Origin of the sequence: Chishuiella sp. (assembly GCF_032109125.1) — a bacterium.
GTDB lineage: Bacteria > Bacteroidota > Bacteroidia > Flavobacteriales > Weeksellaceae > Empedobacter.
On the sequence record NZ_DAMCLZ010000002.1, the window covers coordinates 18584 to 33992 of the forward strand.

15 protein-coding genes and 1 pseudogene are annotated in these 15409 nt (G+C 28.0%); 2 read left to right on the forward strand and 14 right to left on the reverse strand.

Features of this window, described 5'->3' with window-relative positions; all coding sequences use genetic code 11:
* Positions 1 to 6 precede the first annotated feature (6 nt).
* Positions 7 to 837: a DUF3347 domain-containing protein gene (locus tag RT575_RS02975; RefSeq protein WP_313578696.1), complete on the reverse strand. Its 831-nt coding sequence runs from the start codon at positions 835 to 837 to the stop codon at positions 7 to 9.
* A gap of 6 nt (positions 838 to 843) precedes the next feature.
* Positions 844 to 1416 carry an AraC family transcriptional regulator gene (locus tag RT575_RS02980; RefSeq protein ID WP_313578698.1) on the reverse strand — a complete coding sequence of 191 codons (573 nt, stop codon included), beginning with the start codon at positions 1414 to 1416 and terminating at the stop codon, positions 844 to 846.
* Positions 1417 to 1702: 286 nt separating this feature from the next.
* On the opposite strand from RT575_RS02980, the gene murI reads away from it, so the two are divergent.
* Positions 1703 to 2515 (forward strand): glutamate racemase, encoded by an 813-nt coding sequence (murI, locus tag RT575_RS02985; RefSeq protein ID WP_313578699.1) that lies wholly within the window; start codon positions 1703 to 1705, stop codon positions 2513 to 2515.
* Between the two features lie 51 nt (positions 2516 to 2566).
* A pseudogene (locus tag RT575_RS02990) lies at positions 2567 to 3165 on the forward strand (CDP-alcohol phosphatidyltransferase family protein).
* 125 nt (positions 3166 to 3290) lie between these two features.
* On the opposite strand, the gene RT575_RS02995 reads toward RT575_RS02990, so the two are convergent.
* The 12 genes from RT575_RS02995 to RT575_RS03050 all read right to left on the reverse strand — a co-directional run bounded on the left by RT575_RS02995 (position 3291) and on the right by RT575_RS03050 (position 15349).
* Positions 3291 to 3926, reverse strand: coding sequence for a sel1 repeat family protein (locus RT575_RS02995; protein WP_313578701.1), 636 nt, complete (start codon positions 3924 to 3926; stop codon positions 3291 to 3293).
* Positions 3927 to 4716: 790 nt separating this feature from the next.
* Entirely contained in the window at positions 4717 to 5376 is a 660-nt protein-coding gene (locus tag RT575_RS03000) for a hypothetical protein (RefSeq protein ID WP_313578703.1), read from the reverse strand.
* A gap of 63 nt (positions 5377 to 5439) precedes the next feature.
* Positions 5440 to 6270 (reverse strand): restriction endonuclease, encoded by an 831-nt coding sequence (locus tag RT575_RS03005; protein WP_313578704.1) that lies wholly within the window; start codon positions 6268 to 6270, stop codon positions 5440 to 5442.
* Between the two features lie 215 nt (positions 6271 to 6485).
* Positions 6486 to 7172: an SMUG2 DNA glycosylase family protein gene (locus tag RT575_RS03010; RefSeq protein ID WP_313578707.1), complete on the reverse strand. Its 687-nt coding sequence runs from the start codon at positions 7170 to 7172 to the stop codon at positions 6486 to 6488.
* An 87-nt stretch (positions 7173 to 7259) separates the two neighbouring features.
* Complete coding sequence (groL, locus tag RT575_RS03015) at positions 7260 to 8888, reverse strand: chaperonin GroEL (protein ID WP_313375528.1); 1629 nt, start codon at positions 8886 to 8888, stop codon at positions 7260 to 7262.
* Between the two features lie 70 nt (positions 8889 to 8958).
* Entirely contained in the window at positions 8959 to 9237 is a 279-nt protein-coding gene (gene groES / locus RT575_RS03020) for a co-chaperone GroES (protein ID WP_313385150.1), read from the reverse strand.
* Between the two features lie 157 nt (positions 9238 to 9394).
* Complete coding sequence (locus RT575_RS03025; protein ID WP_313578710.1) at positions 9395 to 11680, reverse strand: zinc-dependent metalloprotease; 2286 nt, start codon at positions 11678 to 11680, stop codon at positions 9395 to 9397.
* Positions 11681 to 11683: 3 nt separating this feature from the next.
* Positions 11684 to 12109: a hypothetical protein gene (locus RT575_RS03030; protein WP_313578712.1), complete on the reverse strand. Its 426-nt coding sequence runs from the start codon at positions 12107 to 12109 to the stop codon at positions 11684 to 11686.
* A gap of 102 nt (positions 12110 to 12211) precedes the next feature.
* Positions 12212 to 12559 (reverse strand): preprotein translocase subunit SecG, encoded by a 348-nt coding sequence (secG, locus tag RT575_RS03035; RefSeq protein WP_313385153.1) that lies wholly within the window; start codon positions 12557 to 12559, stop codon positions 12212 to 12214.
* A gap of 4 nt (positions 12560 to 12563) precedes the next feature.
* Complete coding sequence (locus tag RT575_RS03040; protein ID WP_313578714.1) at positions 12564 to 13556, reverse strand: hypothetical protein; 993 nt, start codon at positions 13554 to 13556, stop codon at positions 12564 to 12566.
* An 18-nt stretch (positions 13557 to 13574) separates the two neighbouring features.
* Positions 13575 to 14084, reverse strand: coding sequence for an LptE family protein (locus RT575_RS03045; RefSeq protein WP_313578716.1), 510 nt, complete (start codon positions 14082 to 14084; stop codon positions 13575 to 13577).
* A gap of 2 nt (positions 14085 to 14086) precedes the next feature.
* Positions 14087 to 15349 carry a sigma-54 dependent transcriptional regulator gene (locus RT575_RS03050; RefSeq protein ID WP_313385156.1) on the reverse strand — a complete coding sequence of 421 codons (1263 nt, stop codon included), beginning with the start codon at positions 15347 to 15349 and terminating at the stop codon, positions 14087 to 14089.
* Positions 15350 to 15409: the final 60 nt, after the last annotated feature.

A 15409-nucleotide genomic window follows, 5' to 3' on the forward strand; every position in this document is an offset into this window, starting at 1 on the left:
GTAATTCTAGTTTTTTAATTTCTCAACTGTACTTCCACATGTTAACATTTGGTTTCCATAAAAAGGATTTTTTATTGCATCATCTTTGCTCAACCAGTTTGCACCACCATTAAACATAGGACAATGTTGGTAATAAACAACATAACTTAGTTTAGAAACTTTTGCCAATTTGTACATAGAGTCAGATAAAGAAGCAAATAATTTACGTTGTTTATCAATATCTTTTTCTTGTGCTATTTTTTTAGAAGTCGATTCAATAGAACCTAAAACATCCATCCAAACCATATGTGCCTGATGCTCTATTTTTCCCATATCAACAGCCGATACACTTTTTTGAAAAGCGGTAATTTGACTAGTAACCTTGGCAGAATTTCCAGAGATAAAGGCATCTTTCAGATTAAAATAGGCATCAAAAACAGGACTTAATTCATTTTGTTTTTGGTCAGCTTCTGTGGTTGCCATACTTTCATGATTCATTACTGCATCATTCATAGTAGGCATTTCTTTGTCTCTCTTGTATTGGCAATCTTTTGGTAAGTTAGCATAAGCCTCATCAGGAGCCATATATTCATCATTATCAAAACCAGCAAAAGCAACTTTTTTCAGTACTTCACTTGCTGAGGTTTTATTTTTATCATAAGAAATTGTAGCAACATGACTTTTTGTATCATAATCTACAGCAGCAACTTTTTTTTGATTTCCTGCCTTTTCAATCATATTTTTTGCAAGTGTGCAATCTCCCTTTATATGAAAAGTTTTTGTTTCCTGATTTTTTATTTGTGCATTCAGTCCAAATACAAAAAGATTTGTACAAAGTAATAAGCTATATTTTTTCATGACATATTATATTTTATCAATAGATTTTCTATTATGTTTGTTTAATTGTTTGAATACAGATGGTGTTAAACCAGTTATTTTTTTGAACTGAGCACTAAGATGAGCAACACTAGAATAGTTCAACTGAAAAGCAATTTCACTCAATGACAGTTCATCATAAACCATCAATTCTTTTACTTTTTCTATTTTCTGATGTATAAAATATTTTTCAATCGTTTGTCCTTCCATTTCAGAAAATAAATTCGAAATATATTTATAATCCAAATTCGTTTTCTCACTCAAATAGTCAGATAAATTTACTTTTAATTCACCATTTTCTTGATGAATCAATTGTATAATCAATGTTTTAACCTGTTCTATTAATTTACTTCTTTTATTGTCTATCAGTTCAAAACCAACTTCTTCCAGTTCATTTTTTATCAAATTCAATTGTTCTTCATCAATTGGATTTGTAAGTTCAACTTCACCAAGCTCTATATGATTTGTTTCAATATTATTCATTTTCATAATACGACCAACAACTATTTTGCATCGGTAGCAAACCATATTTTTTATAAATAATTTATTTATATTTTCCATTCGGAACCATTTTTTAGCAAGTTGAAACTAATTTACAATTTATCTCTTACAAATTTCCGATACTTATCAATTATAAAACTTATACAATTATTCGAATGATATATATAATTTACAGATTTATTCTTTTTTAGGGCAAAACCTTCGGTCCGCGCTTTCTGTTGCAATCTTTTTCTAAGGAAAAAGGATTTCCACTACAATCGCTTTTGCAAATACGTTTTTGTAGTAATTGTGTTTTTCATTTCAACATAGCAAAGTCTTTTGTATTTTTGTAGTAAGCAATAAAAAAATGACGCAAGGACCAATTGGTATTTTTGATTCAGGATATGGAGGATTGACTGTTTTTAAAGAAATACAAAAAAAATTACCACAATACGATTACATATACTTAGGAGATAACGCACGTGTTCCTTACGGAACCCGCTCTTTTGAAACAGTATATGAATACACAAAAGAATGTGTGTATAAGTTATTCGATTTGGGATGTAATTTGGTTATTCTTGCTTGTAATACAGCTTCAGCAAAGGCATTGCGAACAATACAACAAAATGATTTACCAGAAGGAAAAAAAGTATTGGGAGTTATTCGTCCAACAACAGAATCTATCAATGATTATACAAAAAATAACAATGTTGGAATCTTGGCAACACAAGGAACAGTTTTGTCTGAATCGTATAAAATAGAAATCAACAAATTTTTTCCAAACATCAATGTTTTTCAACATGCTTGTCCACTGTGGGTTCCTTTGGTAGAAAACAATGAAATTACAAGTACAGCAGCACATGATATTGTAGAAAAAGATATACAACGATTATTTGCTCAATCAACAGCTATTGATACTATTGTATTGGCTTGTACTCATTATCCATTGCTATTGCCAGTGATAAAAGAATATATTCCCTCTCATGTTACGGTTTTATCGCAAGGAGAATTGGTAGCAAATAAATTAGAAGATTATTTGGTTCGTCATCCAGAAGTAGAATCAAAATGTTCTACGAATGCTTCACTTACTTTTTATACAACAGACGATGCAAAAAGTTTCGAAGAAAATACATCTATTTTCTATGGTCAACTGGTGAAAGCGTCACATATAGAAGTTTAGTTGATAGATTATGATAAAATTTTTATATATTAAATAAATTATATTTGATATATGAATATACCATATCTTTTGATTTTCCTAAGATTATTATTTGCACCAATTATAGTTTTATCAGCATTCTATTTGGATGATAAAGCGCGAGGTATTATTATTACCTTGATGTTTTAGGTTTAATATCAGATATTTTTGATGGGATAATAGCTAGAAAACAAAACATTTCTACAGTAAAAATGAGAAGACTTGATAGTCAAGTGGATTTAATTTTTTGGTTATCGATTAGTTTTAGTTGCTATATTTTAAATCCTGAAATTATAGAAAAACATAAGATTGGAATCTTGTTTTTAGTCATAATGGAAGGTTTATGTTATTTGATAAGTTTTATAAAATTTAGAAAAGAAACTTGTACACATGCTTTTTTATCGAAAATATGGGGATTGTTTTTGTTTTCAACTTTCTTATCTATTATAGGATTTAATTATGGAGGAATTATTCTTTATAGTACAATAATTTTGGGTATAATATCTCAACTTGATGTTATTTTAATTATTCTAATACTTCCAAAATGGCAAAATGATATTCCAAGTAGTTACCACTCTTATTTAATTAGAAAAGGTATTCCATTTAAAAAGAATAAATTATTAAATAGTTGAAACGAAAACTATTCGTTGCGTTAGAGATTGTAGTGGAAAGATTTTGCAAAAACTTTTTACAAAATGATTGCTCTGATTTTTAATTTAGCATTTAAACTCCGTATTTTTAATACAGGTGCAATTTTTTATCTTCCAATAATGTTTAGTAAATCATTAGAAATTTCATTATCATTCTGTGAAAGTAAAAATTTTGCATTTTGAATTTCATTATTTTCTAATGATAATAATGCTAATTGATAGTTAGCTTGTTCAATTTCGTAAACGGAATATTCATCAGCTTGATTTATTATGGTTAAAAAAATTTCCTTGGCTTTCAATTTATCTTTTTTTGTTCCTAATCCGTATAAATGATGAAAGGCTAATTCAATCGGAAATATGCCATCAATTTCAAAAACTTTATAAAGTAATTCAAAAACTTTTATATAATCATTTTTATCACGATAAATTGTAGATAAATTAAATGCAGCAATACTTAAATTTTCTGCAATTAATTCGTTGTAAAGTTCAATCGATTTATTAATGTCTTTTTTACATCCTAGTCCTTCAGATAAATAATCAGCAACTCTTATTTTACAATAATTAAAATTTGAACCTTTTAAATACCATTCGAAAGCTTTCTCAAAATTTTGTTTAATTTCAAAATTATTTTCAGAAAAAAGTCCGTCTTCGTAAATTTGGGCAATTAATAAAAATTCAAATTCATTCTTATTTTTTTTAATTAATAAATTGTTCCAATCTTCAAAATTTTCGATTTTTTTCATTTATGATGAGTTTGCTAGTGAAATTGCAGTTAACTTATTTGTAGTCCTAAATATAGGGTACTTTTTTGAATGTTTTTTCAAAAAAAAATGCGTTAGGGATTGTAGTGGAAATCCTTTTCAAAAACAAACAGACTTTGCTAAACTTGTTCAATACAATTTTAAAATAGTTTTTTTACATACACATATTTTATATGAACTAACTACAAAAAATAAACTTCCTTAAATAGCTTTTAAAGAGGTATGTTTTTATTAATCTTTTAATTTTATAAATTTTCCTGAGTTTATCATAACGTGTAAATCGACTCTATAAATAAATTCAAATTTAGAATTATTAATTTTTTTAAATGTATAAAATAAGTCTTGTTTGTTTAACATTTTTTGGACATAAGTTAGATTTGTTTCGTCTATTTTTTCTTTTTCAATTACCAAACTACAATCAAATTTTTTCTCGATTTTACGTTTGATTTTAGTATCATTTTTATAAAATATAATAGTGTCAGTTAAAATTCTAAATTCGAATTTTGGGTATTTTTCAAATTGGTAGTCAAACTCTATTTTATACTTTCCATTTGGTAATATGCAATCTTGAGAGAAAAGATTGTTCGTGAAAAATAAAATCAAAACAATAGTCAAGTTTATTTTGATTGACTTAAAGGAAAATATTTTATCGAAGTTTTTCAAAATTATACATAAGTTTTTTGTGAATTGAGACAGTAGCGGATTAGAAAGCTTAAACATTATTTTATGACTTATCTCTGTTGTTGTGTCAAATCAATGTTGTGTGTAGTTGTTATTTTTTTCTTGAATCTATTAAATCTCGTAATTCTGTTAGTTTATCAAGGTTTTCGACATTATTTTCGTCAAGTTTAACCCACTCAATCCACTTAATGTTCATAGTTACATCATACTCACCTAAAAGTCCATCTAATAATACATAGATAGCATTTTGCATTTGGGCAGATTCATCGTAATTTCTAATATTTAACTCAACTCCTAATTCATTATTACTTGTTGAATGTCTAAAATAAATATCATCATAGCCAATTTTAAATTTTCCAAAATCGAGTGTTAATTCATCTCTAGGAATTCTTTGTCTAAAAGCGTTAAATTGCCAATTTTTTATTCTGGGGCTTATAGCAATTAATTTCTCAACAGCAGGAAAACTTTCTTTAATTCCGTCTGCAGAAACTGAAAATTCCCGAATATTATTTTCGTGTATAGGACTAAATTCAAAGACTAAGTTTTCGTCGATTTTGTGAAGTCTGCTACTTATGTCATCAAATACCTTTTCTTGTTTATCTTTATTTTCAACATTTTCGTAAATAAACTTTTCGTTTTTTTCGAACCATTTCCAAAAATCTTCTTCAGGATTTGATTTAAATATATTGAAAGATAACATAATTGATGAAATAAGTATTAGAGTTAAAATTATTAGTAGTTTGTTTTTCATGGTATTTTGGGATAATTGCGTACAACGTTTCTGGGCTAGCTGTCAGTGGTTAGCTCCAAATTTTTATGAGATTTGTAATTCAGTTTGTTTTATATACAGATTTGCGAAGTTCATAATTATATCCTTTGAGATTTTATCAATAAAATCTGTTCTCCAATTTATTATGTCATCTCTTAAATAATCAATATTTGTGTTTAGAAATTTTTCAATTTCATATTTGGTTATTTTACAAGAGTATAAATATTTTTTGTCAGCAAAATTTGTTGAACTATCACATTTATTTGCTGGAATAAATAAACTTATATCTTGAAGTAGTTCAAAATCTCTAAAAGCTCTAACAGAATTTTCGAGGAGTTTTTTAAATGCAAAATATTCAGTATTAGCAAATCCTTCTCTATAGTAAATTACTCTTTTTTTGTAGTTAGATTTTTCTACATCAAAATATCCAGTATTTTGTTTATTTCTTTTAAAAAATTCCGATTTTGAAAGTTGTAAACCCTTAATATTTTGATTGAAGAAATAATCTAAAGTTAATTCGATTTCATTTAGCTCATTAAATTTTAGAACATCTAATTTTAGATTGGAGTTTTTTACTCTATTTTTAGCTGCTTGAGAATAGCCTTGATTTGTTATCATAAAACCAAAATTAGCATTTACATCCTGCATCATCCCAATAAAACTTTCGATAATTTTAACATTGATATTTTTATTATAGTATTTACAATCTACAATTCCAAGAATTCTTTTTCCAGCTAAATTCCCTCTAATTGCAAAATCTATTTGTCGCTCAACATTACTATAAATACCAAAAATTGAATCATCATATTCAATCTCACATTTAGGATAAATTTCTTTTAAAAAATCAAATAATTTTAATTCGTATTCTTTCCACATTTTTTTTGTTTACTTGCAGCTAACTTATTTACATCCGTAAATATAGGGTACTTTTTTGAATATTTTGCGTTAGGGATTGTAGTGGAAATCCTTTTCTGATTGGATTCATTTCGAGAGCCTCAATGACCAAATCGAAAAGTAATGACCAATTAGAAAAGATTGTAACGAAAAGCCCGACCGTAAGGGAACGCCCAGAAATTAAAAATTATAATAAATTAGTCATCACTTTTCAGTGCTACTATATATTTATCTATGAATAAATCTTTTTCTTTTGATTTGTATTGTTGGATATATCTTGGATGTTCTAAAGCTGTAATTTTATCGAAGAAGTTAGTTTCTTTGTTTATCTTTTTTATAAATTCTGCATTCTTTTTTCCTAATACGAAAACATGAGAACAATCGATATTAAAATTGATTTGTTGTTTTAGACTTTCTATCATAAATGGTTTTACATCCTCAAATAATTGTTTATCGTCATAATAATTCGCATTGATGAAACCATTTTTGGTTTCTTTTGTAATCGCAAGAGGAAAAGGAGAATTAATGTAAACATCATTATAGAATTCTTTTACTCCGCCGTATTCATTAATCATATCATAAATATAAACAGAAGATAATTCGTGCGTATGAGCAGATTTCATGGAAATATGACATTCACTTTGTAATCGTTTGGTATCGGTAAATGGTACGCCTGTTACACCAGCACCGTGACGACTTGGATTGATACCAATTAGAAATTTTCTTGGTTTGGTATCATTGTAAAATTTCTGGTAGAATTCTTCCATCACTTGTATTGTTTCTGGATTATCTAAATAAGGATTTAGTACATGAAAACCTTTGGGAAGATTTCCTTTGTATTCTAAATTTTTATTGAAGTTTATAATTTGGTCAGCGATTGTCATTTTATGTAATTATTGAATACAATTTAATAAAAAAATCGTCTCAACTGAAAGTCGAGACGATTGTAAAATATATTTTTGAGGATGTTATTACATCATTCCTGGCATTCCACCACCCATTGGAGGCATAGCAGGTTCGTCAGATTTGATTTCTGTAACAACAGCTTCAGTAGTAATTAACATACCAGCAACAGATGCAGCATTTTCTAGAGCAACACGAGCAACTTTAGTAGGGTCAATAACTCCAGCTTCGATCATGTTTACATATTCGTCAGTTTTTGCGTTGTAACCGAAGTCTCCTTGTCCTTCTTTTACTTTTGCAACAACTACAGAACCTTCACCACCTGCATTGTGTACAATTTGACGTAATGGTTCTTCAATCGCACGTTTAACGATTTTAACACCAGTGATTTCATCTACATGGCTAGTTTCAACTTCTGCTAAAGTAGCTAAAGCTCTTACAAAAGCAACACCACCACCAGCAACGATACCTTCTTCTACAGCAGCACGAGTTGCATGTAAAGCATCATCAACACGGTCTTTGATTTCTTTCATTTCTACTTCAGAAGCAGCACCAACGTATAATACAGCAACACCACCAGCTAATTTAGCTAAACGTTCTTGTAATTTTTCGCGGTCATAATCAGAAGTTGTTGTTTCGATTTGAGCTTTAATTTGGTTTACACGACCTTTAATTTGCTCAGCATCTCCAGCTCCGTTTACAATTGTTGTATTGTCTTTGTCAATAACAACTCTTTCTGCAGTACCTAACATTTCTAAAGTAGCAGTTTCTAAAGTGATTCCTTGTTCTTCAGAAATAACTGTACCACCTGTTAAGATAGCGATATCTTGTAACATTGCCTTACGACGGTCACCAAATCCTGGAGCTTTAACAGCAGCGATTTTTAATGAACCTCTTAGACGGTTAACAACTAAAGTAGCTAAAGCTTGTCCTTCAACTTCTTCAGAAATAATTAAGAATGGACGACCTGATTGAGCAACAGGCTCTAATAAAGGTAATATTTCTTGTAAGTTAGATATTTTTTTCTCACATAATAAGATGTAAGGATTTTCTAACTCAGCAATCATTTTATCTGTGTTTGTAACAAAGTATGGAGATTGGAATCCACGGTCGAATTGCATACCTTCAACAACGTCAACATAAGTTTCAGTTCCTTTTGCTTCTTCAACTGTAATAACTCCTTCTTTACCTACTTTAGAGAAAGCTTCAGCAATTAAAGTTCCAATTGTTTCGTCATTATTTGCAGAAATAGAAGCAACTTGTTTAATTTTTTCTGAAGAATCACCAACTTCTTGAGATTGCTCTTTTAAGTTAGCAACAACAGCAGCAACAGCTTTGTCGATACCACGTTTTAAATCCATTGGATTTGCACCTGCAGCAACATTCTTTAATCCTTCGCGAACGATAGCTTGAGCTAATACTGTAGCAGTCGTTGTACCATCACCAGCAACATCATTTGTTTTAGAAGCAACTTCTTTTACCATTTGTGCTCCTAAGTTTTCGATTGGATCTTCTAATTCAATTTCTTTTGCAACAGAAACACCATCTTTAGTAACATGTGGAGCTCCGAAAGATTTTTCTAAAACTACGTTACGACCTTTTGGTCCTAAAGTTACTTTTACTGCATTTGCTAATGCATCAACACCTCTTTTTAAAGCGTCTCTTGATTCAATATCGAATTTTATATTTTTTGCCATTTCTTTTATGTTTTATGTATATTTTACAAAGTACAAGTACTTGTTTTATATTTTTTAATTTATTATAGATTTAGATGATTGCTAAAATGTCTGCTTCACGCATGATTAAGTAATCTTTTCCTTCTAATTTTAATTCTGTTCCAGAATATTTACCATAAAGAACTTTATCGCCAATAGCAACTGTTAATGGTTCATCTTTTTTTCCATTTCCTACAGCTACTACAATTCCTTCTTGTGGTTTTTCTTTTGCTGAATCTGGGATAATAATTCCTGATGCAGTTTTAGTTTCTGCTGGAGCTGGTTCAATAACAACTCTGTCTGCTAACGGTTTAATGTTTAATTGTGACATATCTGTATTTTTTTATTTTAAAATTATACCAAATAAAATTACTAAAAACATGCCAATAGCAAAATTCTGCCATTTTTAAAAGGTTAATTAATTGATAAAAAATAAAAAATGCCAAGCTGTCATAAGCTTGGCATAATTTGATTATAGTTATTTAAGATTACTTTTTAATAATTATTTTTTTAGTTGTTATTTCCCCATCAAAAATAACTGTGACAATATAGACTCCATTTGTAAGATTAGATAAATTTATTGTTTGAAATTTATCAGTAGTTAATTGTTTAGAATAGACTACTTGTCCTAATATATTTACAATAGAAATTTCACCTTGTATAAAATCTTCAGAATATGAGATATTGATTATTCCATTTGATGGATTAGGATAGATATCAATATAATATCCAGTTTCATTTTGATCTGATGATGTAATTGTGAAATTACTTGAATTTATAGCTAAAAAAATATTATCAATAGCTTTTATCATAATTCTTGCTTGTTCAGTATTATCTATAGTTTCAGGAACTATAAAACTATAAGAACCATTATTAGGAACAGATTCAGCTAGTGTTGTATCAAAACTTTCTCCTCCGTTTGTAGATAAAAGTATTTTTACATTTTTTGTATTAATACCATTTGTAGTTGTCCCCGCAACATCCCAGGTAATTTTCTTGATTGATTTTTTATTCCATTTTTCATTCGTTGTTTGTGATGTAACCTGAAATGGGCCAACATTTGCAAAACTAACTTTTACATCTTTTCTTGCTGTTAAACCAACATTACTATTATTATCTCTTACAGTTACTGAGAAGTTCATTGTTCTTGAATTATTTGGAATAATCTCCCAGTTATTTTTATCGTAATCTGAAACTGAAGAATAATAATCATTCGTATCATAAATTAGTTGATTATTTACTATTTTTTCTAATTTAGGAAAATATCTTATTCCATTTGTTGTAGGAGAAAATGATCTAAAATTGGGTCCTTGTGTATTAGAAGAAATAGGTGGTGTTACGTTAGAAACTTCTGGATCCATTTGTTCCCATGTATATGTAAGTACATCATTATTTGTATCTGTTGCAGATACGTTTAATGCAAATGCTGTACTATTTGGTATGGTATAGGAACTAGCTAAAGTTGTATTTATTATAGGAGCGCTATTTGTTGTTGAGATACTTTGCCCACAAGAAATTTTGTTTAATGTGGAATGGATCTCTTCGATACTTTTGGTATGATAATAAGCATCACTGTGTTGTTGTACATTAGGAGGACATATACCTGTATAAGCCATTATTGTAGATCCACTTCCTGGTTCTACAGCTGCAGAAGAACTTCTATTACAATTATTATTCTGTGTATGAGTAGCACCAAATTGATGTCCCATTTCATGTGCAGTATAATCTATGTTGAATGCATCTCCTACAGGAGCTACAGTTCCAGTTACTCCTCCAGCCTTATAATCATCATAACATACAGCAGGAGTATATGCTAAACCATTCGAATTACTATCATCATTAACTTGAAAGAATAAATGTCCAATATCATAATTACTTGCTCCAATAATGTTATTTGTAATAACAATATTTTCTTCTATCATTTGTTCAGAATTTGAAGTGTCGAATGTATTACCACTTAAAAAAAATAATTTGTCAGTATTAGGAATTAATTCGAGAAAAACACCAACATCATTTTTTAAGACACTATTTATTCTAGTCATTGAAACATTAATTGCAGCTAAAATTGCAGCTTTTTTTTCTTCAGTAGTTCCAGACTCGATACCAGCTTGTTCTATTACATAATTAGAATATTCTTTTGTAGTAGTAATAGCTAATCTAAATTTTTTAAGGTTTCCATCATTTGCTTTACTAGAGATAATTTTTGATTCTTTGAAATTTAAATTATCTAATCCTAAGCCAGATTCATTTTCATCTATATCACATTTAAATTCTGTTGTATTGTTAACTAAATCACTTTTATCATAAATAATATATCTTGATTTATCTTGAGTATAAACATCAATTAAAATATTTTTTGTTCCATTATTTATTGATCCATATAAACCAAATTCAGGAGAGATACTGAAATTAATTCTTTGGTTTTGATCATTAACATCATAACCTGTGTATGATGTTATATTAGGAAATTTAGATTGTAATTCTATTGAAAAATTCGATGTTTCTACAATTTTATAAGTACTATAACTACCTTTATCATTTGGAAATTTTAAAAGTATAGATGAACCTTTAGTTTCTTTTAAATAATTTATTAGACGATCATATGCTAAATCTAGTTTTAAAGATTTAGTTGGAGTATGTAATCTTGATTTTATTTGACTTGATACTTGTTTTGAATTTTTAGATGATATTGTATTCCAAAAATTCTGTTGACCAAATGAATAATTTATTCCAAGAATAAAAAAAATAGAGGCTATAGAAATTATTTTTTTCATAGTTTATTTAGTTGTTTTAACTATAATTTTTTCAACTGCTTTAGGAACAGTCATCATTAATAGATTTGTTGAATCATTTTTAATGTTATATCCTTTTATAGGAGATAGGTTTATTTCATACTGATTTCTATATGTTGAAATTGAATCGATGTTATAGGCATTTATATGCTCTTTTTTTATTAGAGCAATCTTATTCTTATTAAAATCTATAACTGTTCTTGGTAATGATTTTTTATAAGGATCTATGATTGATTTATAGAGATCTTTTAAATCTTTTTGATTTGTAATAAAAAGAATTTCTGGATAATTAGTAGTTGAAGAAAAAGTAGTGATTAATTTATAATTATTTGTCTTAATACTATTTAATTGAGCATTACAAGAAATATAACTTAAATTAATTAAAAAAATGAGAGTTATAATATTTTTCATTTTATTAAAATTTAAATAACAAAATTATCAAATATTATGCAAGATTTTAAGAAATAAAAAAGTCTCACAAATCTGTGAGACTTTTTTATATATAAATTTTTATTATTTTTTTGGTTGAGCAGGTAGATTATTTTGGCTAGCTCCATTAGCAGCTGGTTGTGCTGGTAAATTATTAGCTGGTTGTGTTGTCTGTTTAATTGTAGGAATTTTATTTGGATTACTATGTGTAGCACTTGCTCCAATAATTAATACAATAATAGCAATGAATAATCCCCAAGTAGTATTGTCTAAGAATTTGTTTGTTCTTTGAACACCAAACATTTGACTTCCTCCGCCACCACCAAATGTAGAAGATAAGCCTCCTCCTTTAGGGTTTTGAGATAATATAATCAATACTAATAATACTCCTAATATCATGATAATAACCATGAAAAACTGAAATAGTCCCATTTTGTTATTTATAGTTTTTTAAATTTTCAATTTCTTTAATTCGATTTGCAAATAAACCATTTTTTTCTGGATATTTCAAAATTAATATCTTATAAGCTTTAATTGCTTTATCAAATTTTTTTTGTTCAATATAAATTTGAGCTAATGTTTCAGTCATTAAATCTGAATATTCTTCACTGTTTTGAACAAAATTAGAAGCTACAGGGCTAGTAAAATTGTCTGTTTTTTTATTAGGAATAATTTTCGGATTTTTTTCTAAAAAATCATCGATTAATTTATATTTTATTTCTCTTTCTTTTATTTCTTGTTCTTGCTCAATTAATTTTTCATCTTTTTCTTGACTAGGAAATTTTTTTAACCAATCAGAAAAAGAGAATGTAGTCTCAGATTCATCTGTATTATCATTATTAGAATTAATTTTTGTTTCAGAATTTACTTCATTTAGAATAGTATTTTCTATTTCCTTTAATTCTTCTTTCAAATCGTTTGATTCTATTATATCATTTTTATTAATAGTTTCTTCAATTACAGATAATTTAATTTCTTCTAATTCTATTTTTTGATTATTTTCTGACTTATTACTATCTATATTATTTTGATAAATAATTTCGTTATTTATTTCAGTTTGAATATCTGTTGTTTCAGCAAAATCATTTGCAGAATTAGATTCAGTATCAAAAATGTCTGCTTCTATCATTTTTTTCTCCAAATTATTTTCTTGGGCTGGTAAAGGAGTATTTATGATTGTTTTATCTTTTTCGATTATTTGATCAGAATTAATATAATGGTACAAATCGACTCTATTACTACTATGTATTGATGTTTTATTTAAGTAATCTTCAAATGAAGGATGATTTTCTTTTTTCAGACCGTATAAAAGTAAAGCACGTAAAGTATAGAAATAAGGATATTTTTCTACTTCTTTTTTAAGAAGAGGAATATCAGATCTTTCTACTTCATAAGGGTGAGCTACTAAATATTCAATTCTAGTCATCATTCAAATATAAGGCTTATTTTACCAATCCATTGCAATTGATGCGAAAACTTGATCTCTAATATCATTAATAATCAGAGGAACAAGAGAAGATTCGACAGAACTTAACATTGCATTTCCATCGTATAACTGAAAAGCAGAAAATGTTTTGTCGTAATTTTTAGATTCATCTTTATTATTAATATAACGAACTTTCACATTGACTGTCAATCTGTTTTTTGCTGCAATAGAATTTGATTGTATTGCTTCTGGTGTAATGTCATATCCTGTTATTTCACCTTCTATTATTAAATCAGAATTTTCATTAGAATTTAGTTTTAATTTAGTTCTATTTCTAAAAACATCTTGTATGGCAATTGTTAAATCCTGACTTAAAGTTGGGTTTTGTTGTGGTGCATAGTTAGGAAATGTGGCTACATAAATTGTATTCCAATCTGGCTGTATCGCAGCACCAGAAAGCGAATATTTGATACACCCTGTTAAACTAAAAATGAATAGTAAACAAAAGCTGAATAACTTTAATTTTCTCATATTTACAAATGATATTGTTTTATTTTACGGTATAATGTTCGCTCAGATATGCCAAGTTCATCAGCGGCCATTTTTCTTTTTCCTTTGTATTTTTCTAATGCAAGTTTAATCATTTCTTTCTCATTATCTTGTAAAGATAAAGATTCAGGTTCCTCAATTGGACTTACATCATAAACATCACTCGAATAATCATATTGTTGTTGATAATTAGAACCTTTCTGAGGGGTAGAAGGAACTACATTGTAATGACTTGGGATAAAATCATTACTATCATCAGCTTGTTCTTGATAAACACGTTGAATTAACTCTTGCGTATTTCCATTAAAATCATCTACGTCTTTGTTTTTTATTAAATCTAGAGTTAAAGCTCGTAAATCATTCAAATCTTTTTTCATATCTAACAGAACTTTAAATAAAAGCTCTCTTTCCATGAAATCAGAAGAATTATTATCTTTTTTATTTGCAACGATTAACATACTTGAATTATTTGGTAATAATTCATGTATTTTTTCTAAATCTATAGTGCGGTTTTTTTCAACAACAGAAACTTGTTCAGCAAAATTTCTTAATTGTCGAACATTTCCTGGCCATGGATAATTAGCAATATAATTTTGTGCTTCAGGAGATAATTCGATATGAGGCATACGATATTTATTTGCAAAATCTGATGCAAATTTTCTAAAAAGAAGATTAATATCCTCTTTTCTATCTCTTAATGCAGGAATATCTATTTGTACAGTATTTAATCTGTAATACAAATCTTCTCTAAATTTTCCTTTTTCTACAGCTTCTTTTAATCTAACATTAGTTGCAGCAACAATACGTACATTAGTTTTTTGTAATTCAGAAGAACCTACTTTCATAAACTCTCCAGACTCTAAAATACGTAGTAAACGGACTTGAGTAGAAAGTGGAAGTTCTCCAACTTCATCTAAAAAAATTGTTCCTCCATCAGCTACTTCAAAATAACCTTTACGTGTTTGTGTAGCTCCTGTAAAAGCGCCTTTTTCATGTCCAAATAATTCTGAATCGATAGTTCCTTCGGGAATTGCACCACAATTCACTGCAATATAATTATTGTGTTTACGCGGAGATTGATTATGGATTATTTTAGGAATAAATTCTTTTCCAACACCACTTTCTCCAATAACTAATACAGATATATCTGTAGGAGCTACTTGTATAGCTTTTTCCAAAGCACGATTCAGAGCAACATTATTACCAATGATTCCAAAACGTAGTTTGATAGTTTGTAAAGAATCCATTTTTTTTATTTTTTATATTATAAAACTAAAATTTAGTTTTTGTTAATAGTAATTTTTAAC

Coding starts and splice junctions, on each gene's coding strand:
- RT575_RS02975 (WP_313578696.1), bottom strand. CDS start 837: ATGAAAAAATATAGCTTATTACTTTGTACAAATCTTTTTGTATTTGGA.
- RT575_RS03010 (WP_313578707.1), bottom strand. CDS start 7,172: ATGACAATCGCTGACCAAATTATAAACTTCAATAAAAATTTAGAATAC.
- RT575_RS03050 (WP_313385156.1), bottom strand. CDS start 15,349: ATGGATTCTTTACAAACTATCAAACTACGTTTTGGAATCATTGGTAAT.
- RT575_RS03000 (WP_313578703.1), bottom strand. CDS start 5,376: ATGAAAAACAAACTACTAATAATTTTAACTCTAATACTTATTTCATCA.
- groL (WP_313375528.1), bottom strand. CDS start 8,888: ATGGCAAAAAATATAAAATTCGATATTGAATCAAGAGACGCTTTAAAA.
- RT575_RS03025 (WP_313578710.1), bottom strand. CDS start 11,680: ATGAAAAAAATAATTTCTATAGCCTCTATTTTTTTTATTCTTGGAATA.
- groES (WP_313385150.1), bottom strand. CDS start 9,237: ATGTCACAATTAAACATTAAACCGTTAGCAGACAGAGTTGTTATTGAA.
- murI (WP_313578699.1), top strand. CDS start 1,703: ATGACGCAAGGACCAATTGGTATTTTTGATTCAGGATATGGAGGATTG.
- RT575_RS02995 (WP_313578701.1), bottom strand. CDS start 3,926: ATGAAAAAAATCGAAAATTTTGAAGATTGGAACAATTTATTAATTAAA.
- RT575_RS03045 (WP_313578716.1), bottom strand. CDS start 14,084: ATGAGAAAATTAAAGTTATTCAGCTTTTGTTTACTATTCATTTTTAGT.
- RT575_RS02980 (WP_313578698.1), bottom strand. CDS start 1,416: ATGGAAAATATAAATAAATTATTTATAAAAAATATGGTTTGCTACCGA.
- RT575_RS03030 (WP_313578712.1), bottom strand. CDS start 12,109: ATGAAAAATATTATAACTCTCATTTTTTTAATTAATTTAAGTTATATT.
- secG (WP_313385153.1), bottom strand. CDS start 12,559: ATGGGACTATTTCAGTTTTTCATGGTTATTATCATGATATTAGGAGTA.
- RT575_RS03005 (WP_313578704.1), bottom strand. CDS start 6,270: ATGTGGAAAGAATACGAATTAAAATTATTTGATTTTTTAAAAGAAATT.
- RT575_RS03040 (WP_313578714.1), bottom strand. CDS start 13,556: ATGATGACTAGAATTGAATATTTAGTAGCTCACCCTTATGAAGTAGAA.